20 protein-coding genes and 2 riboswitches are annotated in these 25106 nt (G+C 61.1%); of the genes, 13 read left to right on the plus strand and 7 right to left on the minus strand.

Features of this window, described 5'->3' with window-relative positions:
- The first annotated feature begins 45 nt into the window (after positions 1-45).
- Entirely contained in the window at positions 46-1791 is a 1746-nt protein-coding gene (locus tag CLV85_RS11310; protein ID WP_244899828.1) for a VWA domain-containing protein, read from the plus strand.
- A gap of 93 nt (positions 1792-1884) precedes the next feature.
- On the opposite strand, the gene ctlX is transcribed toward CLV85_RS11310, so the two are convergent.
- Together ctlX and CLV85_RS11320 are read right to left on the minus strand one after the other, a co-directional pair.
- On the minus strand, positions 1885-2877 hold the full coding sequence (ctlX, locus tag CLV85_RS11315; RefSeq protein ID WP_100389723.1) for a citrulline utilization hydrolase CtlX: 993 nt from the start codon (positions 2875-2877) through the stop codon (positions 1885-1887).
- Between the two features lie 6 nt (positions 2878-2883).
- On the minus strand, positions 2884-3915 hold the full coding sequence (locus CLV85_RS11320) for an ornithine cyclodeaminase (protein ID WP_100389724.1): 1032 nt from the start codon (positions 3913-3915) through the stop codon (positions 2884-2886).
- Positions 3916-4046: 131 nt separating this feature from the next.
- Here CLV85_RS11320 and CLV85_RS11325 point away from each other — a divergent pair, with 131 nt between their 5' ends.
- From CLV85_RS11325 to CLV85_RS11345, 5 genes are all read left to right on the plus strand, one after another.
- Positions 4047-4478: an Lrp/AsnC family transcriptional regulator gene (locus CLV85_RS11325; RefSeq protein WP_100389725.1), complete on the plus strand. Its 432-nt coding sequence runs from the start codon at positions 4047-4049 to the stop codon at positions 4476-4478.
- A gap of 54 nt (positions 4479-4532) precedes the next feature.
- Positions 4533-4654, plus strand: a riboswitch (glycine riboswitch).
- Position 4655: 1 nt separating this feature from the next.
- A riboswitch (glycine riboswitch) is annotated at positions 4656-4759 on the plus strand.
- A gap of 35 nt (positions 4760-4794) precedes the next feature.
- Positions 4795-5952, plus strand: coding sequence for a glycine cleavage system aminomethyltransferase GcvT (gene gcvT / locus CLV85_RS11330; protein WP_100389726.1), 1158 nt, complete (start codon positions 4795-4797; stop codon positions 5950-5952).
- Positions 5953-5954: 2 nt separating this feature from the next.
- A complete protein-coding gene (gene gcvH / locus CLV85_RS11335) occupies positions 5955-6326 on the plus strand; it encodes a glycine cleavage system protein GcvH (RefSeq protein WP_100389727.1) in 372 nt (123 codons plus the stop codon).
- Complete coding sequence (gcvP, locus tag CLV85_RS11340) at positions 6326-9250, plus strand: aminomethyl-transferring glycine dehydrogenase (RefSeq protein ID WP_100389728.1); 2925 nt, start codon at positions 6326-6328, stop codon at positions 9248-9250. The genes gcvH and gcvP overlap by 1 nt, the downstream gene beginning before the upstream one ends.
- Positions 9251-9506: 256 nt before the next feature.
- Positions 9507-11279, plus strand: a complete 1773-nt coding sequence (locus tag CLV85_RS11345; RefSeq protein ID WP_158592997.1) for a VWA domain-containing protein — start codon at positions 9507-9509, stop codon at positions 11277-11279.
- Between the two features lie 28 nt (positions 11280-11307).
- On the opposite strand, the gene CLV85_RS11350 is transcribed toward CLV85_RS11345, so the two are convergent.
- From CLV85_RS11350 to CLV85_RS11365, 4 genes are all read right to left on the minus strand, one after another.
- Positions 11308-11730 (minus strand): VOC family protein, encoded by a 423-nt coding sequence (locus CLV85_RS11350; protein WP_100389730.1) that lies wholly within the window; start codon positions 11728-11730, stop codon positions 11308-11310.
- Positions 11731-11763: 33 nt separating this feature from the next.
- Complete coding sequence (locus CLV85_RS11355) at positions 11764-12255, minus strand: GyrI-like domain-containing protein (RefSeq protein WP_100389731.1); 492 nt, start codon at positions 12253-12255, stop codon at positions 11764-11766.
- 74 nt (positions 12256-12329) lie between these two features.
- Positions 12330-13142, minus strand: coding sequence for a CPBP family intramembrane glutamic endopeptidase (locus CLV85_RS11360; protein ID WP_100389732.1), 813 nt, complete (start codon positions 13140-13142; stop codon positions 12330-12332).
- Complete coding sequence (locus tag CLV85_RS11365) at positions 13118-13519, minus strand: thiol-disulfide oxidoreductase DCC family protein (RefSeq protein WP_100389733.1); 402 nt, start codon at positions 13517-13519, stop codon at positions 13118-13120. The genes CLV85_RS11360 and CLV85_RS11365 overlap by 25 nt, the downstream gene beginning before the upstream one ends.
- A gap of 249 nt (positions 13520-13768) precedes the next feature.
- Between CLV85_RS11365 and CLV85_RS11370 the strand changes: the two genes are divergently transcribed.
- The 7 genes from CLV85_RS11370 to CLV85_RS11400 all read left to right on the plus strand — a co-directional run bounded on the left by CLV85_RS11370 (position 13769) and on the right by CLV85_RS11400 (position 23776).
- Positions 13769-15379 (plus strand): peptide ABC transporter substrate-binding protein, encoded by a 1611-nt coding sequence (locus CLV85_RS11370; protein WP_100389734.1) that lies wholly within the window; start codon positions 13769-13771, stop codon positions 15377-15379.
- A 139-nt stretch (positions 15380-15518) separates the two neighbouring features.
- Entirely contained in the window at positions 15519-16448 is a 930-nt protein-coding gene (locus tag CLV85_RS11375; RefSeq protein WP_100389735.1) for an ABC transporter permease, read from the plus strand.
- Positions 16438-17397 (plus strand): ABC transporter permease, encoded by a 960-nt coding sequence (locus CLV85_RS11380; protein WP_100389736.1) that lies wholly within the window; start codon positions 16438-16440, stop codon positions 17395-17397. The genes CLV85_RS11375 and CLV85_RS11380 overlap by 11 nt, the downstream gene beginning before the upstream one ends.
- Positions 17394-19145: a dipeptide ABC transporter ATP-binding protein gene (locus CLV85_RS11385; RefSeq protein ID WP_100389737.1), complete on the plus strand. Its 1752-nt coding sequence runs from the start codon at positions 17394-17396 to the stop codon at positions 19143-19145. Before CLV85_RS11380 ends, CLV85_RS11385 begins: the two co-directional genes overlap by 4 nt.
- A 105-nt stretch (positions 19146-19250) precedes the next feature.
- Positions 19251-21053, plus strand: a complete 1803-nt coding sequence (locus tag CLV85_RS11390; protein ID WP_229820593.1) for an ABC transporter family substrate-binding protein — start codon at positions 19251-19253, stop codon at positions 21051-21053.
- Between the two features lie 220 nt (positions 21054-21273).
- On the plus strand, positions 21274-23181 hold the full coding sequence (typA, locus tag CLV85_RS11395; RefSeq protein ID WP_100389739.1) for a translational GTPase TypA: 1908 nt from the start codon (positions 21274-21276) through the stop codon (positions 23179-23181).
- A gap of 133 nt (positions 23182-23314) precedes the next feature.
- On the plus strand, positions 23315-23776 hold the full coding sequence (locus CLV85_RS11400; protein ID WP_100389740.1) for a hypothetical protein: 462 nt from the start codon (positions 23315-23317) through the stop codon (positions 23774-23776).
- A 27-nt stretch (positions 23777-23803) separates the two neighbouring features.
- Here CLV85_RS11400 and efeB read toward each other — a convergent pair whose 3' ends face one another.
- Positions 23804-25072: an iron uptake transporter deferrochelatase/peroxidase subunit gene (efeB, locus tag CLV85_RS11405; protein WP_100389741.1), complete on the minus strand. Its 1269-nt coding sequence runs from the start codon at positions 25070-25072 to the stop codon at positions 23804-23806.
- Positions 25073-25106: the final 34 nt, after the last annotated feature.

A 25106-nucleotide genomic window follows, 5' to 3' on the forward strand; every position in this document is an offset into this window, starting at 1 on the left:
TTGGTTCCCCCGAAACTGAGAGCACCCGTGATCGATGGAGTCCCCGTGTCCCGACCTCGCCACCGTTCCAGAACGCTTAAATCCTGGCTCATCCGCGCAAGTACCCCCGTCCTAGCAACCCTGTTAACGCTGTCCCTCGCGGGCGGTGGAGCGCTCGTGGCGCTCGCAGCTCAAAACAAACTCGACGACTTTGTCGCGCAAACTTTCGGTTGTCCCAACTCAACGGAGCTCACCGTTGTCACCGACCCGACCATCGCGTCAACCGTTCAAACTGTCGCTAATGCCTTTAATGCTGAGCACGTCGGCCAGTGCCTCTCGGCCAAGATCGTTACCCAGCGCTCTGCCGATACCGCGGCTTTGCTGGCCTCCGGCACATCGACCGGCGCAGATGCGTGGATCCCTGATTCGCCCGTCTGGCTCAACCGCGTAGAAAGTACGGCAACCGCGTTGGGTCGAGAAGTTCCGGCGACGCAAGAGTGGGATTCAATCGCGTCCAGCCCCCTCGTGCTCGCAACACCCGCGGTCAAGGTCGCTGAGTTCGAAGCGGCCGAAGTCGGTTGGGGTGCGATCCTTGCTGGCCGCTACCGCACATTGCTTCCCGACCCTGAGTCGTCTGCGTCGAGCATGATCGCGCTAGCGACCCTCAACGATCTCTCTGCAGAGGGAGACCCGTCAGATTTCGACCAGGTGCTCACGAACCTTGGCCGTTCCATTCCCGACTCCACTAAAGCGGCGTTCACCGAGCTTCAGATTTCGGATTCCCGCATGGTCGCCTTGGCCACGGAACGCGAAATTGTTGAACACAACGCGTCGAACCCCGATGAGCCGCTCGTTGCGCTCTACCCCGCCGAGGGAACGGTCGCGCTCACGTACCCGTTTGTGGTCGTCGACAACTCCACAGTCTCCGAGCTCGAAGCCTCGCGAATGACGGAAGAAGAGCGCACCGAACTGGCGGATACCGAAACCGCACGCCTGTCGCTGCTCGAAGAGTTTGCAGACCTCATTCGTGGCTCTTCGCAGGTGCTTAACGCCGAGGGCTTCCGTGACAATGCGGGCGGGGGAGAGATCCTTGCCTCCGGTGTTATCGCGGCTCCGGTCGAGACGCGGAGCGTCGGAGACACCGACGAACTCGTGGGCATTCTGCGCAACTGGAACGCTCTCAACCTGCGTTCGCGCATCCTCACCGTCGTTGACGTTTCTGGCTCGATGCTTGAGCGAGCCTGGGATGGTCAGCGTCGTATCGAGATGTTCCAGAACTCGGCTGAAGACGCGTTCAGCACTCTCTCTGAGGATGACGAACTCGGCATGTGGCTGTTCTCTAAGGAGCGCGTTGGCGCCGAGGACTGGGAAGACGTCGCCGGCATCCGTTCAATGAATGACCCCGAGCATGTCAAGAACCTGCAGGCGATCATTGACTCGCTCCCTTCACGCATCAACGGCTACACGGGTCTCAACGACTCGGTGCTCGCCGCGGTGACTCACGTTCGCGAGGACTACAACCCCGACAAGGTCAACTCAGTGATGCTCATCACTGATGGTCGTAACGAAGACGACAACGGTATCTCTCTTGAGAAGCTGCTTGACGAGCTCACGGCCATGGTCGAGGCCAACCGTGACGAGCCCGTGCCCGTGGTGCTCGTCGGAATCGGCCCCGACACCGACGTGGAAGCGATGCGCAAGATCGCCCAAGCGACCGGTGGAACGGCCTACCAAGCAAACAACCCCACCGAGCTCAGCAATGTGATGCTCGAGGCGTTGTCCCAGCGCGACTGCCGCCCGAACTGCAGTTAGCGAAACGCCCAGCACCTGAGTCGTCACCGGTGGCGACTCAGGGCGCTGCGGTCTGCTCTCATGGCGGCGGGACCCGCCTGTAGAGCAGACCGGTCAGGCGCCTGCTGTCGGAGCTGTTTCGGCAGAATCGGCAGCAGGAACGCCTGCGGCGACATCCGCCGCCATGCGTGAGCGACGATCCAAGTGGATGCCCGCCACCATGCACCGCACAGAGCCACCAGCCAACTCGATCGTGGGAATGTCGAGCGGCACAATCTCGCAGCTCGCCTCGATGACCGAGCGCTGGGCGAGCGTCAGGCTCTTCAGCGCACGGCTCGACAGAGCGAGAATGCGACCGTTAGCGCCCTTGAGTTCGAGCGCGTTGCCGGCGAAGTTCGCAATCTGATCCGCCGTGAGATCGATGAGAGTGCGTCCCGGGGCTGTAAGGCGTTCAGCCATCTCCATGCGGCGGTCGCCCGACGCGATGAGGTCGAGCCCGATCATGGCGAAATCCGTGGCGATGCACATCATGACGTTGGTGTGATAAATCGGCACCCCGTGGCTATCGCGCGCTTCGAACATCATCGGCTCGTAGCCGAACGATGCACAGAAACGCTCAAGCGCGAGCGGGTTCGCGCGGTGTGACTCAGCCGCATAGGCAACGCGGTTGGTGTGGTCAATGACCATCGCCCCCGTGCCCTCGAGGTAGATGCCGTCGCGCTCCAGTCCGGAGTAGTCGACGACATCCTGCACTCGAAAGTCATGCTTCAGCATCTCGATCACGTCGGGGCGACGCTCCGTGCGACGATTCGGCGCATACATCGGATACACCGCTACGCGGCCGCCGCTGTGAGTCGAAAACCAGTTATTCGGGAACACGCTGTCGGGGCGTGCGCTCTCCGTGTCCTCAAAGACGTGGATGTTCACGCCCGCGTTGCGCAGAGTCTCGGCCACCTGGGTGGACTCGTCGTACGCAGCGCGAGCAATCTCATCCGGTGTTCGCGTGGGGTCCGTGGACTGAAATGCGTTGTCTCCCGCGGTCTGGCTGTTCGGGGTGAACAGGTGCGGGCGAATCAGTACTGCGGCCGAAGGCGCCTGAACGCTCATTGACGGTTACGCGGTGAGCGCGGGAGCGCGCGAGACGAGCGAGAACAGGTCCTTGGGGTCAGCCGGGTCTGCGATTAGATCGAGGTCCGTTGCGTATTCGGTGCCGCGGACAGCGTCGAAAACGTAGCGCAGGGCGGAGAAGTCTTCGATCGCGAAACCGACCGAGTCGAAGAGCGTGACCTCGTCATTCGCGGTGCGGCCTGCCGCCGTGCCCGCGAGAACTTCCCACAGTTCGGTGATGGGGGAGTCGGCTTCGAGCTGCTGGATTTCGCCTTCGATGCGAGTCTGTTCGGGGAACTCCACGAACACCGTCGCGTTGCGCACGATTGCCGCTTCGAGTTCGGTCTTGCCGGGGCAGTCGCCGCCGATGGCATTGAGGTGCATGCCGGGTTCGATCATGTCGGCGGTGAGGATCGTCGCGTTCTTCTTGTCTGCGGTGCAGGTGGTGACGATGTCAGCGCCGGCCGCAGCATGCGCCGCAGACGTCGCGCGCACGATGTCAAAGCCGAGCGGCTCAACGTTACGAATGAACTTGTCGAGCGCGGCGGGGTCGGTGTCCCACACGCGCAGGCTCGTAATGCCGAGCCCGGCACGGAAGCCGAGCGCCTGGAACTCAGACTGTGTACCCGTGCCGATGAGGGCGAGAACGCTGGAGTCGGGGCGGGCGAGGGCGCGGGCGGCCAAGACGGAGGTGGCCGAGGTGCGCAGCGCCGTGAGCAGTGTCATCTCAGAGAGGAAGGTGGGGTAGCCGTTGTCGACGCGGGCAAGCATGCCGAGCGCGGTAACGGTCTGGAAGCCGAGCGCGGGGTTCGACGGGTGGCCATTCACGTATTTGAAGGCGTACGTTGCGCCGTCACTCGTGGGCATGAGCTCGATAACGCCCTCGGTGGAGTGGGCGGCAACGCGCGGGCTCTTGTCGAACTGCGGCCACTTGGCGTAGTCCTGCTCGAGATAGCTGACGATGCCCATAATGATCGGCTCGATGCCGGTATCGGCGATCCAGCGGCGCATGTTCGGGACGTCTACGTAGTGAACCATGTCCACTCCTTTCGTTGCAGTATTGCTAGTCCCCACGTTACGAATGCCCACTATGTAGCTACAACTCCCAGTCAACGCTATTTTCGGCTAATAAATGCGCACAATGCTCTGCGAAAATATACACTTTGCTTATGTCTGATCTCGATGACCTCGATCGCCGCCTCCTTGCCGCCCTTCGTGCCGATGCGCGCGAGTCCGTAGCGAGTCTGTCGCGTCGCCTCAACGTCACGCGCGCGACCGTCACGAGCCGTATCGATCGCCTCGTGAGCAACGGCACTGTGCTCGGGTTTTCCGTACGAATTCGAGAAGATCGCGACCCTTCCTTCATCCGTGCAATCGCATTTGTCGAGGTGGAAGGGCGATCCACGGATGCCGTCATCAGCCAGTTGCGTGGCCTGCCCGAGATCCATGAACTCCACACCACCAATGGCGCTTGGGATCTCGTCGCCGACATCCGTACTGACAGCCTCAGCAACTTTGACCGCGTGCTCGCCCGCATGCGCAATGTCGAAGGCGTGGTGAACAGCGAGACGAGTTTGCTGCTGAGCTCGGCGCTCTTGTAACGCGCGCATCCGCCTCGCATTGCTATGCTGAGCTAACAACTGAACATCGGGCCGCAACACGATGCGGGAGAGCCGGACACCCCGCGTTCGTCAACAGAAGTTGGCAGGCGCGAGACCGGCACCGAAGGAGCAAGCCTCCCCGCCAATCTCTCAGGTTCACGTACCGCACCGCACTGGCCACTCTGGAAAGAGAACCTCGCATCACCCTGAGGTTCCGCCGACGGTGAAAGCTCACTAGATTCTTTAGTGTGTGAAGCTCTCAGGCTCATCACAGAGGGGGAGTTCTATTCACTAGCCCACGCGCCAGGAGAACTCCGTGTCCGATGAATCACCTTCGTCAGCGTCACCCGCTGACTCTTCGCCTGCCCCGGTGAAGTACTCGCCGCTGCACAGCATCCACGAACAACTGGGTGCCGCCTTCACCGACTTTGCCGGTTGGATGATGCCGGTACGGTACAGCTCTGACCTCGCCGAGCACCATGCCGTGCGCACCGCTGCTGGGATCTTCGACATCTCGCACATGGCCGAGATTCACGTTCGCGGCGCTGACGCCGGCGCGTACCTCGACTTCGCTCTGGCCGGAAAGCTCTCGGGCATCGCTCTCGCGCAGGCCAAATACAGCCTGCTGCTCAACGAGGCCGGTGGCATCATTGATGACCTCGTCACCTACCGCCTCGCCGACGATCATTTCTTGGTCGTCGCTAATGCCGGTAACCGTTTCGCCGCAGCGACGGCGCTCGCCGAACGCGCCGAAGGCTTCGACGTTGCCGTCACCGACGAGAGCGACGACTACGCGCTCATCGCCGTTCAGGGCCCCGTTTCCCGCGCCATCCTCGAAGCAACTGTCGGGCTCAGCGACTTCGCAACGCCGCTCGACGAACTCAAGTACTACCGCGAAACCGCGGCAACCTTCAACGGCACCGACCTCATCATCGGTCGCACCGGCTACACCGGCGAAGACGGTTTCGAGCTGTACATTCACGTGGATGCCGCCGCCGCCCTCTGGGCAGCGCTCACGGTTGCCGGCTCCCCGCTCGGTCTCGTCCCCGCCGGTCTCGCCTGCCGCGACACTCTCCGCCTTGAGGCGGGCATGCCCCTGTACGGTCACGAGCTCAGCCTCACAACTTTCCCCGTGCAGGCCGGTCTTGGCCGCGTCGTCGCGCTCAGCAAAGAGGGCGACTTCGTTGGCCGCACTGCAATCGAAGAAGGCCCGGATGCCGGTGCCCGCGTGCTCGTCGGCCTTGCTGCTGAAGGCCGTCGCGCCGGTCGCGCCGACTACCTGCTCTTCCACGGTGACAAAGAAGTCGGCGTCATTACCTCGGGCGCGCTTTCGCCGACCCTGGGCCACCCGATCGCTATGGCTTACGTCGACCCCGACGTGAGTCAGGTCGGCACCGAGCTTCACATTGATGTGCGGGGCAGTCGCATTGCTGCATCCGTTGTTTCCCTACCCTTTTACAAGAGAGAGGCCTGATCATGGCTGAGAAGAGCGAACTGCAGTACACCGCCGAGCACGAGTGGGTGCTGGTCGACGGAAACGTCGCGACCGTGGGAATCACCGATTTCGCCGCAGGCAAGCTCGGTGACATCGTCTTCGTTGACCTTCCCAAGGTGGGCGACACTGTCACCGAGGGCAAGATTGTCGGCGAGATCGAGTCGACCAAGTCCGTGGGCGAACTCTTCGCTCCCGTTGCCGGAACCGTCGTCGAGTCCAACGACGCCGTTGCCGACAGCCCCGAACTCGTCAACAGCGACCCCTTCGGTGAAGGCTGGCTCGTGAAGATCGAATTCTCCGAACTCCCGTCGATGCTCAGCCTCGACGAGTACACCGCACTGACAGGCGAATAATGCCCAACCCTTTCATCAGCGGCACATTCGCCGACCGTCACATCGGTACGGATGACGCCGCCCAGGCCAGCATGCTCGCTGCGGTCGGCTACGACAGCCTCGAAGCGCTCGTGGATGCCGCGGTCCCGCCGGCTATCCACCAGACTCCCGTCGAGAATTCCACGATTCCGGCTCCCGCTTCAGAGCGTGAAGCGCTCGCCGAACTGCGCGCTCTCGCCGGCGCGAACAAGGTTCGTCGCAGCATGATCGGTCTCGGTTACTACGACACCATCACTCCCGCGGTCATCAAGCGCAACGTGCTCGAGAACCCGAGCTGGTACACGGCGTACACGCCGTACCAGCCGGAGATCTCGCAGGGTCGCCTTGAGGCGCTCATTAACTTCCAGACGATGGTGGCCGACCTTGCGGGTATGACCACGACGAACGCGTCGATGCTCGATGAGGGCACCGCGGCCGTTGAGGGCATGCTCCTTGCTCGCCGCGCAGCTCGCGTCGAGTCGCCCGTCTTCATCGTGGATGCCGACACTCTTCCGCAGACCAAGGCTCTGCTGGCGAACCGCGCGGAGGCTCTCGGGATTGAGCTTGTCGAGCTCGACCTGGCCACGTTGGGGGCGAACCCTGAATTGCCGGAGTGCTTCGGCGCGCTCATCCAGTACCCGGGTGCAACCGGTCGCGTGTGGGATTCCAGCGAGGTTATTGCTGCGGTGAAGGCACATGGCGGACTCGCCGTTGTCGCCGCCGACCTGCTTGCCCTAACGATTCTCAAGTCTCCGGGCGAGCTCGGCGCAGACGTTGCGGTGGGCACAACGCAGCGCTTCGGAGTTCCGATGGGCTTCGGCGGACCGCACGCCGGCTACATGTCGGTGCGCAAGGGGCTCGAACGCCAGTTGCCTGGTCGTCTCGTTGGTGTATCTCAGGATGCCGCTGGCGACCCCGCCTATCGTCTGTCGCTGCAGGCACGTGAGCAGCACATCCGCCGCGAGAAGGCGACCTCCAACATCTGTACCGCTCAGGTGCTGTTGGCTGTCATGGCATCCATGTACGCCGTGTATCACGGACCGCAGGGGCTCAAGCGGATCGCCCAGCGCATCCACCACGACACCGCTAAGTTCGCTGCGCGCTTGACCGCCGCCGGCTTTACGGTCGAGAACGAGACCTTCTTCGACACCCTGTCGGTGACCAAAAAGGGCCAGGCTCAGGCGATTGCCGCTAAGGCGCTCGAGAGCGACATCCTGCTCTATGTAGTGGATGCTGACACCGTGCGTTTGAGCTTCGACGAAGTATCGACGCAGCCCTATGGCGGAATGCTCGCCGCGCAAGAAAACGATCTCGCCGAGGCCTTTGGACTTGAGGGCGACTACACGACGCCGCTCGGCGACTCCAGCATTCCGGAGGCGCTCAACCGCACGAGTGAGTACCTCACGCACCCGGTCTTCAACACGCACCGCTCGGAGACGAGCATGATGCGGTACCTCAAGTACCTCGCCGACAAGGACTATGCGCTCGACCGCGGCATGATCCCGCTGGGCTCGTGCACGATGAAGTTGAACGCAGCGACCGAGATGGAAGCGGTGAGTTGGCCGGAATTTGCGGGCATCCACCCGTTCGCTCCTGCCGAAGACGTTGCGGGTTACCTCGTCATGATTTCGCACCTCGAATCGTGGCTCACCGAGGTCACCGGATACGACACCGCATCGTTGCAGCCGAATGCTGGCAGCCAGGGCGAACTTGCCGGGCTGCTCGCTATTCGCAGCTACCACCGCGCCAATGGCAACCCGGAACGCACTATCTGCCTCATCCCGTCGAGCGCGCACGGCACGAACGCCGCCAGCGCCATGCTCGCCGGAATGCGCGTTGTTGTGGTCGCCTGTGATGATCTCGGCAACGTTGATCTCGATGACTTGCGCGCCAAAATCGCCGAGCACGCGAGCGAAATCGCTGCCCTGATGATCACCTACCCCTCGACCCACGGCGTCTACGAGCACGAAGTGCGTGAAATCACGCAGGCCGTGCACGATGCGGGCGGTCAGGTTTACGTTGATGGTGCCAACCTCAACGCCCTGCTCGGTTACGCGCGGTTCGGTGACTTCGGCGGCGACGTCAGCCACCTCAATCTGCACAAGACCTTCTGCATCCCTCACGGTGGTGGCGGCCCCGGTGTTGGTCCGGTTGTGGCGAAAGCGCACTTGGCCAAGTTCTTGCCCGGGCATCCCATGGCTCAGAGCCAGCACCATCCCGCATTCGACATGCAGACCGGTGCCGCCGGTCCGTATGTTCACGCTGGGGGAGCGGTCAGTGCTGCACCCTACGGAAGCCCGAGCATTCTGCCCATCACGTGGGCGTACGTGCGCATGATGGGATCGGCCGGCCTCAAGGCGGCAACCGGTGCCGCTGTGCTCTCGGCTAACTACATCGCGGTGCGACTGCGCGAGCACTTCCCGGTGCTTTACGCCGGAGACAACGGTCTGGTGGCTCACGAGTGCATCCTCGACCTGCGTCCGCTCAAGGAGTCGACCGGCATCGACAACAACGATGTCGCCAAGCGCCTTATCGACTACGGTTTCCACGCGCCCACGATGTCGTTCCCGGTCTCGGGCACACTCATGGTCGAGCCCACGGAGAGCGAAGACTTGGCTGAACTTGATCGCTTCATCGACGCGATGATTGCTATCAAGCAAGAGGCGGATGCCGTGGCCGCCGGAACGTGGCCTGCAGACGACAACCCGCTCATCAATGCTCCGCACACGGCGCATTCGGTGATCGCGGGCGAGTGGGAGCACGCCTACTCTCGCGAGCAGGCGGTGTACCCGTTGTCGACGCTCGTTTCAGGCAAGTACTGGCCACCGGTTCGCCGCGTAGACAACGCGTATGGCGACCGCAACTTGGTCTGCTCGTGCCCGCCTATTGAAGCTTTTGCTCAGTAACGCAGGATGTCGAGCCCGCTAGTTTTTTAGCGGAAAACGGCGCGTGCGGAGTCGATCCAGTTCGACTCTGCACGCGCCATTTCTCTGTCCCCCGAAAGTGGGACACCAGTGTTCTGTTGAGTTCTATGTTGGATTGCTCAACTTTTCACTCCTATCGCTGGATATTGTTGTGCCAGTTGTTGTAATGTGCGTTTGGTGTGTGGCGAGTGGTCGACCCGACGACCCCAAATCGCTAGTGCACCGACTGGAGACCTTCGTGACGACTCGACGGCATCGACACCGTAAGTCCTTCTGGCAACGGTGGAAGAAGCGGTGGTGGCTTGTGCCCATTGCCCTCGTTTCAATCGCATCGCTCGCCCTCGCCGGTATTCAATTTGGCGCCATTGGTTGGATCACGAATGCGGTCACGCCGCTCGCTGGGGGCTGTTCCGACATCCGCCCCGTCGTTATTGCCGCTGACCCGTCGATCGCTCCTACCCTCACCGCTGTCGCCGCAGAGTTCGATGAAGCCGACGGCAACTGCACCAATACCGAGGTACGTTCGTTGCTCTCGGCCGACACCGCAGCTCTCTTTGCCTCGGGTGCCTCAGGAGATGTCGATGCCTGGGTTCCTGATTCCGCCGCTTGGCTCGACCGCGTGGAATCGATGGCTTCCTCGCTCGGCCGCACCGCGCCGCAGCTAGAAATCACTGACTACGTCGCCAGCACTCCTGTGGTTCTTGCTACCACTGCGTCGCAAGTATCCAAGCTCGGTGACGAACCGCTGTCGTGGTCGTCGCTGCTCTCCGGCTCAGTGTCGACGCTGCTGCCCGACCCGGAAGCGTCAACGGCAAGCCTCGCCGGTCTGGCTCAAATTCAATCGGTGTCGTCGACGGAAGACCCGCGTCAATTTGCTGGCGCGATGATCGCGATCGGTAAGACGATTCCGCAGTCGACAGAGGAGGCCTTCACGCTCGCCTCGGAGGCAACGCTTCCGACTGTTGTGATTACTACCGAGCGCGAGGTGGCCGCCTACAACACGTCAACGCCGTCCTCGCCCGTGATTGCCATCTACCCGTCTGATGGAACGGTCGAACTGACCTACCCATTTGTCGAAGTTGGTGGCAGCGACAGTGGCAGTGACAGTGACAGCGAGACCGATGCTGACGCAACGGGCGCCAGCAGCACCGGTGCCGCAGCAGCAACCGCAAGCGATAACACCGCGGCCGATGCCCCGAGTTCGGTGCTGGCAGCGCTTGCCGCCGCTACCCGTTCGTCGGGTGAGGTGCTCGCCGGTGAAGGCTTCCGCGATGCCGATGGCGGTGGCGCCTTGCGCGTCGCCGGCGTTCCCGAGACCGCAACAGAAGCGAAGCCTACGGCGGATGCCGCCGTGCAGATCGAGATACTGCGGTCATGGAGTGTGCTCACGCTTCGCTCGCGCCTCCTCGTCGTGATCGACGTGTCGGGATCGATGCTCGAGCCCGCCAACAATGGCTTGCGCCGTATCGATGTGTTCCAGCTCGCTGCGAGCGAGGCGTTGTCGAAGTTCTCGGGTGAAGCCGAGCTCGGCGTCTGGGCTTTCTCGCAAAACCGCGTGGGGACCCAAGACTGGGAAGACCTTTCGCCCATCGCTCCGCTCTCTGACCCGGCACACGTCGCTCAGATCAACGGTGTTGTGGCGTCATTGCCCGATCGGATTTATGGCTACACCGGCCTCTACGACACGATTTTGGCCGCGGTAAAGCGCGTCAAGGAAGACTACGACCCGTCGAAGATCAACTCGGTGCTTCTGATCACCGATGGCTATAACGAAGACGACAACGGTATTAGCCTCAACGCGCTCTTGAAGAACCTGAAGGCTCTCGAAGATCCGACGCAGCCCGTTCCTGTCATTCTCATCGGGTTCGGTCCTGACACCGACCTCAAGTCAATGACGGAGATTGCCCAGTCGACAGGTGGGGCTGCCTACTCGGCAACCGTTCCCGAAGACCTGGGCAAGGTGCTCGTGGATGCTCTGAGTCAGCGTTCCTGCCGCCCGAACTGCACTTAGTGCTGGCGGCTGGTGGGGGAGAGCGGCGTCACCGCGTTTCGTTGTCGTCGCTGATGCTGACCATCCAGGTCACGGAATAGCGGTCGACGACCATGCCGAAAAGGCCGCCCCACTCGGCGGTCTCTAGCGGCATGATGGCGGTGCCGCCGTCGCACAGCTTCTGCCAGAAGCCTTCCATCTCGGCTTTCTCGCTGAGATAGCCCCCGATGGAAATCGACATCGATCCGCCGGGCGTGTACTCCATCGACTTTGGGGTGTCCGACAGCATGAGGGTAATGCCGGCGGGGGAGTCTAGCTGCCCGTGCATCACGAGGTCCTGTTCGTCAGGATCTTCGCTAGCGTTGAACTCCGCAAAGGTGTTGATTGCGGTGGTGCCGCCAAACACCGATTGGTAGTAGCCAAGCGCTTCCCGCGCATTGTCTCTGAAGCTGAGATACGGATTGGACTTCATCGTCTTTCCTTAGGATGGGGGAGCGCGGGCGAGTCAGTCCGCGCGGCGTTCCGTGCTGGCGAGCACGACGGGAAATTCAAGTCTGGTGAGCAGCTCGTCTGGCGCAACCTCTTCGGGGCTGTTGAGGTAAACCTCACGGGGCGGTCCAGCGTAGGTGTGGCCGTTCGCTGAGAACCACTCAAACATGGCGTCGTACGAGCCCTTGAGCCCGCTGTAAGCGCCGTGGTGGGTGAGGGTGGCCACCGTGCCGCCTGGCAGTTCGTGAGACCGTAGAACAGGATGCTCGGTGAACGCCTCGGCGATACCAACGCACACTTCGCAGTTCCACGGTCGATCAGGATGCATCTCGTCGGTGTAAACAGCCATCACGGGCCCCGAAATCTGCATCGCCGCCTTGGCCGTCTCGCTCTGGAGGGTGCCAATCGCTTCGCTCATGTCCTGCGGCAAGCTTGCGAACGTGGTGGAGAAGTTCACACCGGCTACGAGCTTCGATGCGACCGTTTCGACTGTGATTTCCGGAGCCATGCGACACACTTTACGCCTGGCGCACGGCCGAAGGTAGGGGGTGTGGAAACTCCCCGCTCACGGTTTCCGCCGTTCTAGTTGCTCTCGCCGCTCACGCCAAACACGGCAGGAAACGCGCCCACTGCCCACCCATAACCGACAAAGATCGCGGCATCGATGATCGTGTGCGCGATCACGAGGGGCAGTACGCGACGGTAGCGGGTGTAAAGCCAGCCGAAGAGGAGCCCCATGGCGACATTGCCGATAAACGCCCCGATGCCCTGGTACAGGTGATAGGTGCCGCGAAGGATCGCAGTTGACACGATGATCTGCCAGCGCCCCCAGCCGAGATCGCCGAGTCTGGCATAGAGATACCCGATCACGATCACTTCTTCGGTGATGCCCGCACGCAACGCGGAAAGTAGCAACACCGGTACCGTCCACCAGTACTGATCGAGAGCGGCGGGAACAACGTTCACAGTGACCCCGAGTGCCCGGCCGCCGAGGTAGACGGCGATGCCGGGGACGCCGATGATCAGGGCGAGCGCGAGACCGCTCAGCCCGTCACGCCCGGGTCGAGTGAAGTCGATTCCCAAGCGAGATAGCCGTGGCTTTTGGGCGTTCCACAGCAGAAATGCCACGAGAGCGACCGGGGCCAAGTCGAAGGTGATTCCGAGCACCTGGTAGATCAGGTCAAAGTTGGGGCGAGTGCTCAGAGAGGAATTCAGCGTCGCTGTTTGCTGCGAAAGAGACTCGGTGCGAGTGAGTCGATTGGTGATCGACACGATCGAATAAATCGCGGATGCTCCGAGCGAGAGCGCAAGAACGATCGAAATTTCGGCCCAGATTCTGCCTCGTGAGGGCAGAACCGCTGGTGCTGAGCTCACGCGGTCGGGCGCATGGCGCATGCCGGAGTGCCGCCGGGGAGGCGGTGACGGAATCGCGAAACGAAGCGGTAGCCGAGTGCGGCGATGGTGTTGAACGGCTCGGTCGCAATCAGGTGCCCGAGGAAGCGCCATCCGAAGTTCGGTTGGCTTCTCAAGAGCAACGAGAAGGCGAGGTGGCCCGCAAATTGTCGAGTGGGAGTCACGAACCACGCCGCTTTATCGACGTCGTCTTGAGTGAGTGCGTAGTCGTCAAGATCGATCCACTGCCACGGGGTTGTGGCGGGAAATGTGGGGAGCAGTGCCTCAAGGCGATTGACCCAGAGCGTGCAAAAAGCACAATCACCATCGAAGATGAGAACAGTGTCTGGGGGGCTTAAAGTCGAGCTCGATTGCGACATGCCTCGATGTTAACTCACCATGCTGAGCGCGAGTCTCGACGAGATTGCGCATTATTTCTGTGAAAGACACTCGATGTGCGCGGGTAATCTGCAAAGTCTGCACATAATCTTCACGAGCGTTACCGTTGTGTAACGTTTGGCTTTACAGTTTTGATTGGGGTATCCCCCCGTTTTAGGGTGTGAACTATCAAGCGCGGCGCGGCGTCAAAAATTCCGTGCCGTTAGCGCAATTCTGCACAGGAGGAAACATTGAAGAGATCACGCATAGGCATCAGTGCAGTCGCACTGCTGTCAGCCTCAGCACTCGCACTTGCGGGTTGCTCGGCCAGCGAGGCGCCTGCCGAAGGTGACAGCGCCGCGATCATCACCACAAACGGTAGCGAGCCACAGCAGTCGCTCATTCCGACCAACACCACCGAAACCGGTGGCGGCAAGGTAATCACGTCCATCTTCGCTGGCCTCGTTTCCTACACCGCTGACGGCGATGTAGTAAATGAAGTAGCGCAGTCGATCGAATCAGAAGACGGCCAGAACTGGACCGTCACGCTGAACGATGGCTGGACCTTCACCAACGGTGAAGCTGTCACGTCGGACTCGTTCGTCAAGGCATGGCAGTACGGCGCTCTTCTCGACAACGCGCAGAGCTCCTCGTACTTCTTCGACAACATCGAGGGCTTCAGCTACGACGAGAACTCAGAGCTCACCGGCCTCGAGGTCATTAGCGACACCGAGTTCACCGTTGCCCTGATCAACCCTGAGGCTGACTTCCCGCTGCGTCTCGGCTACTCGGCATTCATGCCGCTGCCCGAGGTTGCTTGGGAAGACCTGGACGCTTTCGGTGAGAACCCGATCGGTAACGGTCCGTACATGCTCGATGGCGAAGACGCTTGGTCGCACGACGTACAGATCGACCTCGTAGCAAACCCTGACTACGACGGTGTTCGTAAGGCTGTCAACGGCGGCGTTTCGATCATCTTCTACACCAGCCAGGACGCAGCATATGCTGACGCTCTCGGTGGCAACCTCGACATCCTCGACGCTGTCCCGGACTCGGCATTCGCAACCTACGAGTCGGACTTCCCGGGTCGTTCGGTGAACCAGCCTGCAGCAATTTTCCAGGCGTTCAACATGCCGTACTACCTCGAGCACTGGTCGGGCGAAGAGGGCAAGCTGCGTCGTGCAGCTATCTCGATGTCGATCGACCGCGCTGAGATCACGGAAATCATTTTCCAGGGAACTCGTACGCCGGCAACCGACTTCACGTCGCCGGTAATCGCTGGTCACTCTGACAACCTTGCTGGTGCTGAAGTTCTTGACTTCAACCCGGATGAGGCTAAGAAGCTGTGGGCAGAAGCTGACGCAATCGCACCGTACGGAGACACCGTCTTCGACCTCGCGTACAACGCAGATGGCGGACACCAGGCATGGGTTGACGCTGTTGTAAACAGCATCAGCAACACGCTCGGAATCGAAGCTGTTGGTAAGGCATACCCCACCTTCAAGGACGCGCTCAACGACCGTGACGCTAACGCGCTCACCGGTGCAACGCGTGCTGGATGGCAGGCTGACTACCCGTCGCTGTACAACTTCCTCGGCCCGCTCTACGTTGATGGTGCTGGCTCGAACAAGGAAGGCTACTCGAGCCCTGAGTTCGAGCAGATCCTTGCTGACGGCGCTAGCGCATCGTCGGTAGAAGAGGCAACGGCGAAGTACCAGGAAGCTCAGGAAGTACTCCTGGTCGACCTGCCTTCGATCCCGCTTTGGTACTCGAACGTCACCGGTGTCTACTCAGACAGCGTTGACAACGTTGTATTCGGTTGGGACTCTGTCCCGCTGTACAACGAGGTAACCAAGGGCTAATTAGCTCTTAGTTTTACCCAGTTTCCACTCTCAACGTGTAGTGCCCGGGGCTTGCTTTAGGTCCCGGGCATTACACTGAGTACCCTCATTCAGTGATTGTGACTCTTATGCTTATCCGTTCCTTCGAGGGAACCATCTGATGTTCTGGTACGCAGGCAAGCGTTTCCTCCAGATGATCCCCGTGTTTTTCGGCGCGACATTCTTGATCTATTTCATGGTGTTCGCGGTACCCGGTGATCCGATCGCTGCTCTGTATGGCGATCGACCCCCAGCTCCCGGAGTCATTGAACTCATCCGGGCCGAGTACAACCTCGACAAGCCATTCATCGTTCAGTACTTGCTGTACATCGGTGGGCTGTTCCAGGGTGACTTCGGCACGACGTTCTCGGGCCGCGCGGTTTCCGATGTAATGGCTCAGGCCTTCCCCATCACCGCTCGCCTTGCCATCCTGGCTCTCGCGTTTGAAGCTGTCTTCGGCATCATCGTCGGACTCATCGCCGGTCTTCGCAAGGGAAAGCTCTTCGACGCTTCTGCTCTCGTGATCAGCCTGCTCCTGATCTCGGTTCCCACCTTTGTGGTCGGTTTCGTACTTCAATTCATCTTCGGCATCCAGCTGGGCTGGGCTCGAACAACGGTCAGCGGAGACGCGCCGTGGGGCGAACTGATCATGCCGGCCATCGTGCTCGCCTCGGTCTCGTTCGCGTACATTGTGCGTTTGACGCGAGCCAGCGTCGCAGACAATCTCGGTGCTGACTTCGTGCGTACTGCCACGGCTAAGGGACTCTCGCGACGTCGAGTCGTTACTGTGCACGTGCTGCGCAACTCACTCGTTCCCGTCGTTACCTACCTCGGTGTCGACATCGGTTCACTCATGGTCGGTGCAATCGTGACCGAGGGAATCTTCAACATCAACGGTGTCGGTGGAACTGTCTACCGAGCAATCACGTTGGGAGAAGGCCCCACGGTCGTCTCGTTTGTCGCGGTGATGGTCATCATCTTCGTGCTCGCCAACTTGCTTGTCGACCTTCTGTACGCCGCGCTCGACCCAAGGATTCGTTATGCCAAGTAACAACACTGGCCGTGAACGGCCCGGCCAAGAACACTTCATCGCTTCGCTTGCTGAAACCCCTGTGGCTGAAGTCGACCAGGTGGATGAGACGGGTAAGGCCCGCAGCACCTGGACTGACGCGTGGGAAGCTATGCGTCGTCGTCCGATGTTCTGGATCTCGTCGGTATTGATTTTCGTGATCGTGGTTGTTGCCATGTTCCCGAGTCTCTTCGCTACCTACAGCCCCACCGAGTGCTACCTCAAGTTCAGCGACGGTGGCCCTGAAGCTGGGCATCCGCTCGGCTTCACTCGCCAGGGTTGCGACGTCTACTCGCGAATCATCTTCGGAACTCAGGCTTCGGTCACTATCGGCCTCCTGACTACGATCATGGTCACCCTGTTCGGCGGTATCGTCGGTGCCCTCGCGGGCTTCTACGGTGGACTCCTCGATGCGTTCGTTTCGCGTATCGGTGACATCTTCTTCGCGATCCCCACCGTTCTCGGTGCGATCGTCGTCATCTCGGTTGTTCCTGTTCGCGACCCGCTCTCGGTATCGCTGATCCTCGCGTTGTTCGCCTGGCCACAGATCGCCCGCATCATGCGCGGTGCCGTGCTCTCGGCGCGCAACTCTGACTACGTAACGGCCTCGGCCGCGCTGGGCGTCTCGCGCTTCAAGACCCTCGTGCGTCACGTTGTCCCCAACGCGATCGCTCCGGTAATCGTCATCGCCACGGTTTCGCTCGGAATCTTCATCGTGGCTGAGGCCACGCTGGGCTTCCTCGGAATTGGCCTCCCGCCGACAGTTATGTCGTGGGGAAATGACATCAACCAGGCTCGAGTATCGATCCGCACGAACCCGCAAACGCTGCTGCTGCCTTCGGCCGCGCTGTCGATCACGGTTCTTGCCTTCTTGATGTTCGGCGACGTAGTTCGCGATGCCCTTGACCCGGAAGCGAGAGCACGCCGATGACTAACCCAGAAACAGTTCCCGTGGCATCCGACTCCTCGAATGAGGAAACGCCGCTACTCAAGATTCGCAACCTCGAAGTTGGCTTCGAGACGCAGCGAGGTCTCGTTCCCGCCGTCCGTGGTGTCGATCTGACTCTGTACCAGGGCCAGTCGCTCGCCATCGTGGGTGAATCCGGATCGGGTAAGTCCACTACTGCCCAGGCAGTAATTGGCCTCCTGCCGGGTGCCGGCAAGGTCTCGGGTGGATCGATCGAGTTCGAAGGTCATGACCTGACCAAGTTCTCCGACTCTCAGTTCGCTGAGGTCCGCGGCAGCCAGATCGGTTACGTTCCGCAGGACCCAATGTCGAACCTCAACCCGGTATGGAGCATTGGTTTCCAGGTTGAAGAAGCGATCAAGGCGAACGGAATCGCTCAGGGCAAGGAAGCACGTCAGCGCACCATTGAGGTTCTGCAAGAAGCAGGCCTGAGTGACGCGAGCGAGCGCCTCAAGCAGTTCCCTCACCAGTTCTCGGGCGGAATGCGCCAGCGCGTGCTCATCGGTATCGGTCTCTCGGCTCGCCCGAAGCTGCTGATCGCCGACGAGCCCACCTCGGCACTCGACGTCACGGTGCAACGCCAGATTCTTGATCACTTGCAGACACTCACGCGTGATTACGGCACCTCGGTGCTCTTCATCACTCACGACCTCGGCCTTGCTGCGGAGCGTGCTGAGCAGCTCGTTGTGATGTACAAGGGCAAGGTCGTGGAGTCGGGACCGTCTCGTGCGATCCTCGAAAACCCGCAGCACCCGTACACTCAGCGTCTTGTCGCCGCGGCACCGAGCCTTGCCTCGCGTCGTATTCAGTCGATCAAGTCGTCGAAGCCGTCGGATGACAGCGTGCGCATCTTCGGTGAGGGCTCACTCGATGACGCTCTCATCGCTCGCGCGGAAAGTCGGGGAGCTGGAGCCAACGAAGATCTGATCAAGGTGAGCAACATCACCAAGGTCTACGAAATTCGCAAGCAGGGTTTCCGTAAAGACAAGCTCCTTGCCGTCAACGACATCTCGTTTGGCGTCAAGAAGGGCACCACTACCGCTCTGGTGGGGGAGTCCGGATCGGGCAAGTCGACTGTGGCCAAGCTCATCCTGCAGCTGGAGTCGCTCACGAGCGGAACCATCGAGTTCGATGGCAAGAACCTGGCCGGAATCAAGGGCCAGGAACTCTTGGAGTTCCGTCGCCGGGTTCAGCCCGTCTTCCAGGACCCTTACGGTTCACTCGACCCGCAGTACAGCGTGGGCAACACGATCGCGGAACCGCTGCTTGCTCACAAGCTCGGCACCACGAAGGAACGCTACAACCGAGTGAGCGAACTGCTCGATCAGGTGTCGCTTCCGCAGGCTGCACGCCACCGTTACCCCGGTGAGCTCTCTGGTGGTCAGCGTCAGCGTGTAGCAATTGCTCGTGCTTTGGCGCTCAAGCCCGAAGTTCTCGTGCTCGACGAAGCAGTTTCTGCGCTCGACGTGCTCGTGCAGGGGCAGGTTCTCAACTTGCTCACGGAGCTTCAGACGGAGCTTGACCTGACGTACCTGTTCATTACCCACGACCTCGCGGTTGTACGCCTTGTCGCTGACAATGTGTGCGTAATGCAGGGTGGACGCATCGTGGAAGCCGCATCGACAGACGAGGTGTTCGAGAACTCGAGCAACCCGTACACGCGGGAACTGCTCGAAGCTATTCCCGGCGCCAACATCCAACTCGGCGCTTAGTTTATTGAGTCAGAAGGGCCGTTCCCCCTCGGGGAGCGGCCCTTCTGACTTAGACTCGTTTCTAGCGTGCCACCGTGCGCTGCGAGTCCGTGTGCAGGAGGTTCAGTGAGCGCCACAAGAATCATGGCGACCCTGGCTATGGCCGCGGCCACCGCGATCGCGCTTGCCGGTTGTATTCCGCAGGCGTCGCCGACGATCGAGGGTTCTGAACTCACGGTTGCCGTTACCGAGCCGTACACCTCGGGCAACCCCGTGACGGCGTTCGGTGCTGGCGAGACCAACACGAGCATCGCCTACGCCACGGGCACCGGCTTTACGTACTTCAACTCCGATTCAGAGCTCGTGCGCGACGAGTCCTTCGGGCGCTTCGAGAAAGTGTCTGACGACCCGCTAGCCGTGACCTACACCGTGGCTGACGGTGTGCGCTGGTCGGATGGTTCGGCTGTCGACGCCGTGGACTTGCTGCTCGAGTGGGCGGCGACATCCGGTGCTCTCAACGCTGATGATGCGGATGCCGCGAGCACGATCGACCCGGAGACAGGTGCACCGCTCGACCGTTCCGACCCGCGCGTCGTCTTTGATGCGACTGCCGGTGGTGACACGGGAATCTCACTGGTCACAGAAATTCCCCAGATGAGCGACGACCGGATGTCGCTCACACTAGTTTTCGATGAGCCCACGCCAGACTGGCAGACGGCATTCTTTGGGCTTGGCTCGTTCGCCAAGCCCGCCCACGTCGTGGGAATGATGGCGTTTGCGAGCGACAATGCGATCACCGCGAAGGAGCGCGTGTACTCCGCCATCAGCGGGGACAACGAGGCCGACCTCGCGGCAATCGCTCGAACGTGGAGCACCGTTTTCAACTTCGACGGCATGCCAGCAAACAAGAGCCTGCTGGTCTCGAGCGGTCCCTATGTGGTCTCCGAGTTCGTGGCGAATCAGTACGTCACGCTGCGCGCCAACGAAAACTACAGCGGCATGCGGGAAGCAACGTTCCAAGAGATTCGCGTGCGCTTTATGAGCGATCCGCTCGCTCAGGCTCAAGCCCTTCTCGTGGGGGCTGTGCAGATCGCGGTGCCTTCGATGGATAGCGATGTTCGTGACGCGCTTGCCACAATGGATGCCACCATCCGGGATGGTTTCACCGACAGCTTTGAACACCTCGACCTGCAAGTCGCTCAGTCGAAGAGCGGCGTCTTTGACGATGTTCTCGTGCGCCAAGCATTTTTGAAGAGCGTGCCGCGGGCGGAGATTGTGCGAACCGCTCTTGTCGACGTGCAACCTCGAGCCAGTACGCGTGATTCGTTCCTCTTTGCCCCTGGTGACCCGGGCTACACCGGTGCCCGTTCGGTGAACGGTTCCGCTGACTACGCCGATCCTGACATCGCCGGCGCGAAAGAATTGCTGGTCGAGGCTGGCGTCTCGAAGCCCAGCGTCTGCATCCTGTTCGACGCCGATGACGCCATGCGCGCGGCCGAATACGCGCTCATTGCGGAGTCCGCTGGATCAGCGGGTTTTGTTGTCAGCGATTGCTCGAGCGAAGACTGGCAAGAGACTCTCGGCACTCCCGAGGCCTATGATGCCGCGCTGTTCAGCTGGCAGAGCGCGCGACCCGGCGTGGGGGTTGCGCCGGCTGTGTTCGGCACCGACGGCTACGCCAATCTCAACTACTTCTCTAACGCCACGGTCGATTCGCTGCTGGCTGACGCGAGTTCCGTGACGGTCGAGAGTGACGAACAGATCGAGTTGTTGAAAGAAGCGGATGCCGCACTCTGGGCGTCGGCGTATGGAATGCCGCTCTTTCAGCATCCGACCACCATCGCCTTTGATCAAGACGAAGTCGAGAACGTTTCGCTCTCGTCGCTGAGCCCCGGTGTGTGGTGGAACGTGTGGGAGTGGAAGCCGTAATCCGGCATTCAGCCCCATAAGTACGGGCCCCTGAATGGGCGGCTGCGATATTTCTTGTCAAACAGGGTAAACTGGTGGAGCAGGATACTCTGAATGATCTTCTGCACCCTCCCAAGATCTTAACCCGGTGGCATTCGGCCGCCGATCTGCTGCCGAGACTTTCTGTGCAGCGACTGCGGTGAAAGTCCGCACAGCCTCCAATGAATTAAGGAATATTGCTATGGCTATGGCCACTCGCAGCGACTTGCGCAACGTAGCAATCGTTGCCCACGTTGACCACGGAAAGACGACGCTCGTTGACGCGATGCTTCGCCAGACGAACTCCTTCGAAGCGCACGCGCACCTCGAAGAGCGCGCAATGGACTCGAACGAACTCGAGCGCGAAAAGGGAATTACGATTCTCGCGAAGAACACCGCGATTTCCTACAACGGCAAGTACGCCACTGAAGGTCCCATCACGATCAACGTGATTGACACCCCTGGCCACGCCGACTTCGGTGGCGAGGTTGAGCGTGGACTCAGCATGGTTGACGGCGTTGTACTGCTCGTTGACGCCAGTGAGGGCCCGCTTCCGCAGACTCGCTTCGTGCTCCGTAAGGCACTCGAGGCCAAGCTGCCCGTCATCCTCTTGGTCAACAAGACCGACCGCCCCGATGCTCGCATCGACGAGGTTGTTGCCGAGAGCCAAGACCTTCTCTTGGGTCTTGCGAGCGACATGGCGGATGACGTTCCTGACCTCGACTTGGACGCCATTCTTGACGTTCCTGTCGTCTTCGCTTCGGGCCGTGCCGGCGCCGCAAGCTGGAACAAGCCCGAAAACGGTTCGCTTCCGGATAACGACGACCTCGAGCCGCTGTTCGACGCGATCCTTAAGCACGTTCCTGCTCCCTCGTACGACGACGAGCACCCCCTTCAGGCGTGGGTCACCAACCTTGACTCCTCGCCGTTCCTCGGCCGCCTTGCTCTTCTTCGCGTCTTCAACGGCACGATCAAGAAGGGCCAGACCGTTGCTTGGGTCAAGCACGATGGCACGCAGGCTAACGTTCGCGTGACCGAGCTCATGATCACGAAGGCTCTCGACCGTTACCCGGCCGAAAGCGCTGGCCCTGGTGACATCGTCGCCGTTGCTGGATTCGAAGACATCTTCATCGGTGAAACTCTCTGTGACCCCAACGACGTTCGCCCGTTGCCGACCATCACGGTTGATGACCCCGCGATCTCGATGACCATCGGAACCAACACTTCGCCGATCATCGGCAAGGTCAAGGGCCACAAGCTCACCGCTCGTATGGTCAAGGACCGTCTCGACCGTGAGCTCGTCGGTAACGTTTCGCTCAAGCTCGTCGACATCGGACGCCCGGATGCCTGGGAAGTTCAGGGTCGTGGAGAGCTCGCTCTTGCCATCCTCGTTGAGCAGATGCGTCGTGAAGGCTTCGAACTGACTGTCGGCAAGCCGCAGGTGGTTATCAAGAAGATCGACGGCAAGGTACACGAGCCCTACGAGCACCTCACGATCGATGCTCCTGAGGAATACCTCGGCGCCATCACTCAGCTTCTCGCTTCTCGTAAGGGACGCATGGACGGCATGAGCAACCACGGCACCGGCTGGGTTCGCATGGAGTTCGTTGTTCCGTCGCGTGGACTCATCGGTTTCCGTACCGAGTTCATGACCATCACTCGTGGTGCCGGTATCGCTAACGCGGTGTCGCACGGTTACGAGCCGTGGGCTGGCGAGATCGTTACGCGCGTCAACGGTTCTATCGTTGCCGACCGTTCCGGTGTTGCTACTCCGTTCGCCATGGTTGCATTGCAGGAGCGCATGTCGTTCTTCGTAGAGCCCACGCAGGAGGTGTACGAAGGCATGGTTGTTGGCGAGAACTCGCGCGCTGACGACATGGACGTCAACATCACCAAGGAAAAGCAGCTCACCAACATGCGCCAGTCGACCTCGGACTCGTTCGAGCGTATGACTCCGTCGCGCAAGCTCACGTTGGAAGAGTGCCTCGAATTCGCTCGTGAAGACGAGTGTGTTGAGGTTACTCCTGAGTTCGTGCGTATCCGCAAGGTAGAGCTCGACAGCAACGCGCGGGCACGTCTCACCTCGCGCTTGAAGAAGCAGAACGCCTAACCCTTAATCTCGCAGCGGGCTCACATGAGCCAGCAATCTGCAGAGAGTACGATGCAGCCACGGTCATTTGATCGTGGCTGCATCGTTGGTTAACGACCCGTCCAGCCGTAGCCCCTCGTCTTCTGGAGTTGTCATGTTGAGCGCACGCCACAGTGTTAGCGCATCCGTAGCCCTCGTTCTGGCTCTCGCGGCCACACCGGCGCTTGCCGGCTGCTCGGGGGAGAACCCCATTGGCGGCATCGTGGAGCAGGCGACTGGCGGCAATGTGAGCTTGGGTGGCACTGAGATTCCCGAAGGCTTTCCTAGCGCCGTGCCGCTGCACGACGGTGAGGTGCAGTTCGGTATCGCGGCAGGTGAGGGCGATAGCCGTGGCTATAACGTCACGATCATGACGGGGGCGCAGTCGCCGCTCGACGCCATTGAGGCAGCCTTTGCGGATGCCGGCTTTGAGTCACAGGTGCAAGCGAGCGGGGCAGACGGCGCAGGTACCGTCATTTTCTCGAGCGACGCTTGGAATGTCGCCGTTATCGTTGCGAGCACCGACGACGGGTACACCGCCAACTACACCGTTGCGCCAGTGAGCGCCACGAACTAGGGCTGTCGCACGAACTAGCGCCGTCGCTTAGGCGAGGTCGAACATCCCGGCGCCGATGAAGCTCGACGATGATGCCCCGGGAGGAACCGCGAAAATCGCTGAACCGACGTAGCGCACATACTCGTTCATGAGGTCGTTGCGAGAGAGCGCGAGCTGAATAGGCACGAACTGTGTCTCAGGATCGCGTTGGAAGCTGATGAAGAACAGCCCGGCATTGAGCCGGCCAAGCTCGTCGTTGCCGTCGACGAAGTTGTACCCGCGACGCAGAATCTGGGCGCCGCCATGAGTGTCGGGGTGGGCGAGCTTCACGTGCGATGCGTCGTCGATCAGGGGAGCGTCATCGCGACCGGTCTGCTCGAAGTCGGGATCGGTAAACTCGCCGCCGCCGCTGAGCGGAGCGCCCTCGCCCTTCGTACGGCCGAAGATTGTCTCTTGTTCACGCAGGGACGTGCGGTCCCAGGTTTCGATCGTCATGCGAATCTTGCGGCTTACGAGGTACGAGCCGCCGGCCATCCACGCTGTTCCGTCTCCGGATGCTGCCCAGACGTGTTCGTTGACGCCCTCGGTGTCTTCGGCGCGCAGGTTGGCGGTGCCGTCTTTGAAGCCGAAGAGATTGCGCGGTGTCGTTTGCGCCTGCGTGGTGGACGACGTGCGGCCAAAGCCGAGCTGGGACCAGCGGAGCGTTGCCCGCCCGAAGGCGATGCGGGACAGGTTGCGGATGGCGTGAACGGCGACCTGAGGGTCGTCGCTGCACGCTTGGATGCAGATGTCGCCGCCGACGAGTTCGGGCAGCAGAGCGTCGCTGGGGAACTTGGGGAGGTCGATGAGGGCGGTTGGTCGCTTGCTGGCGAGGCCGAAACGGTCGTCGAACAGGCTGGGGCCGAAGCCAAAGGTGATCGTGAGTCCGCCCGGCGGAAGGTCGAGGGCCTCACCGGTGTCGTCCGGTGGAGCGTCGTAGGGGCCACCTGCAGGCCCGTATTCGCCGGCGGCCTGGCCTGCCGTCATCCGTGCTGCAGCGTAGCTCCAGTCGCGCAGCAACTCGATGAGTTCGTCGCGGCTGATGTCGTTGACGTCGAACGCGGCGAAGTGCAATCGATCTTGCGCCGGCGTAATAATGCCCGACTGGTGCTCGCCGAAGAACGGGTAGGTCGACGCCACATCATTGCTGGTGGATGTCGAGCCGCCACCGTTGACCGCGAAAGCACCGCCGACGCCGAGACCGGCACCCACGACTCCCGCTCCGGCGAGGCCGAGCAGGCCGCGGCGGGAGAGTCCCTTGGTGTCATCGTGAGGCATGGCGGTGCTTTCGGGGTGATTAGTGCGTGGTCGC

This window comes from Salinibacterium amurskyense, assembly GCF_002797685.1.
Classification (GTDB): Bacteria; Actinomycetota; Actinomycetes; order Actinomycetales; family Microbacteriaceae; genus Rhodoglobus; species Rhodoglobus amurskyensis.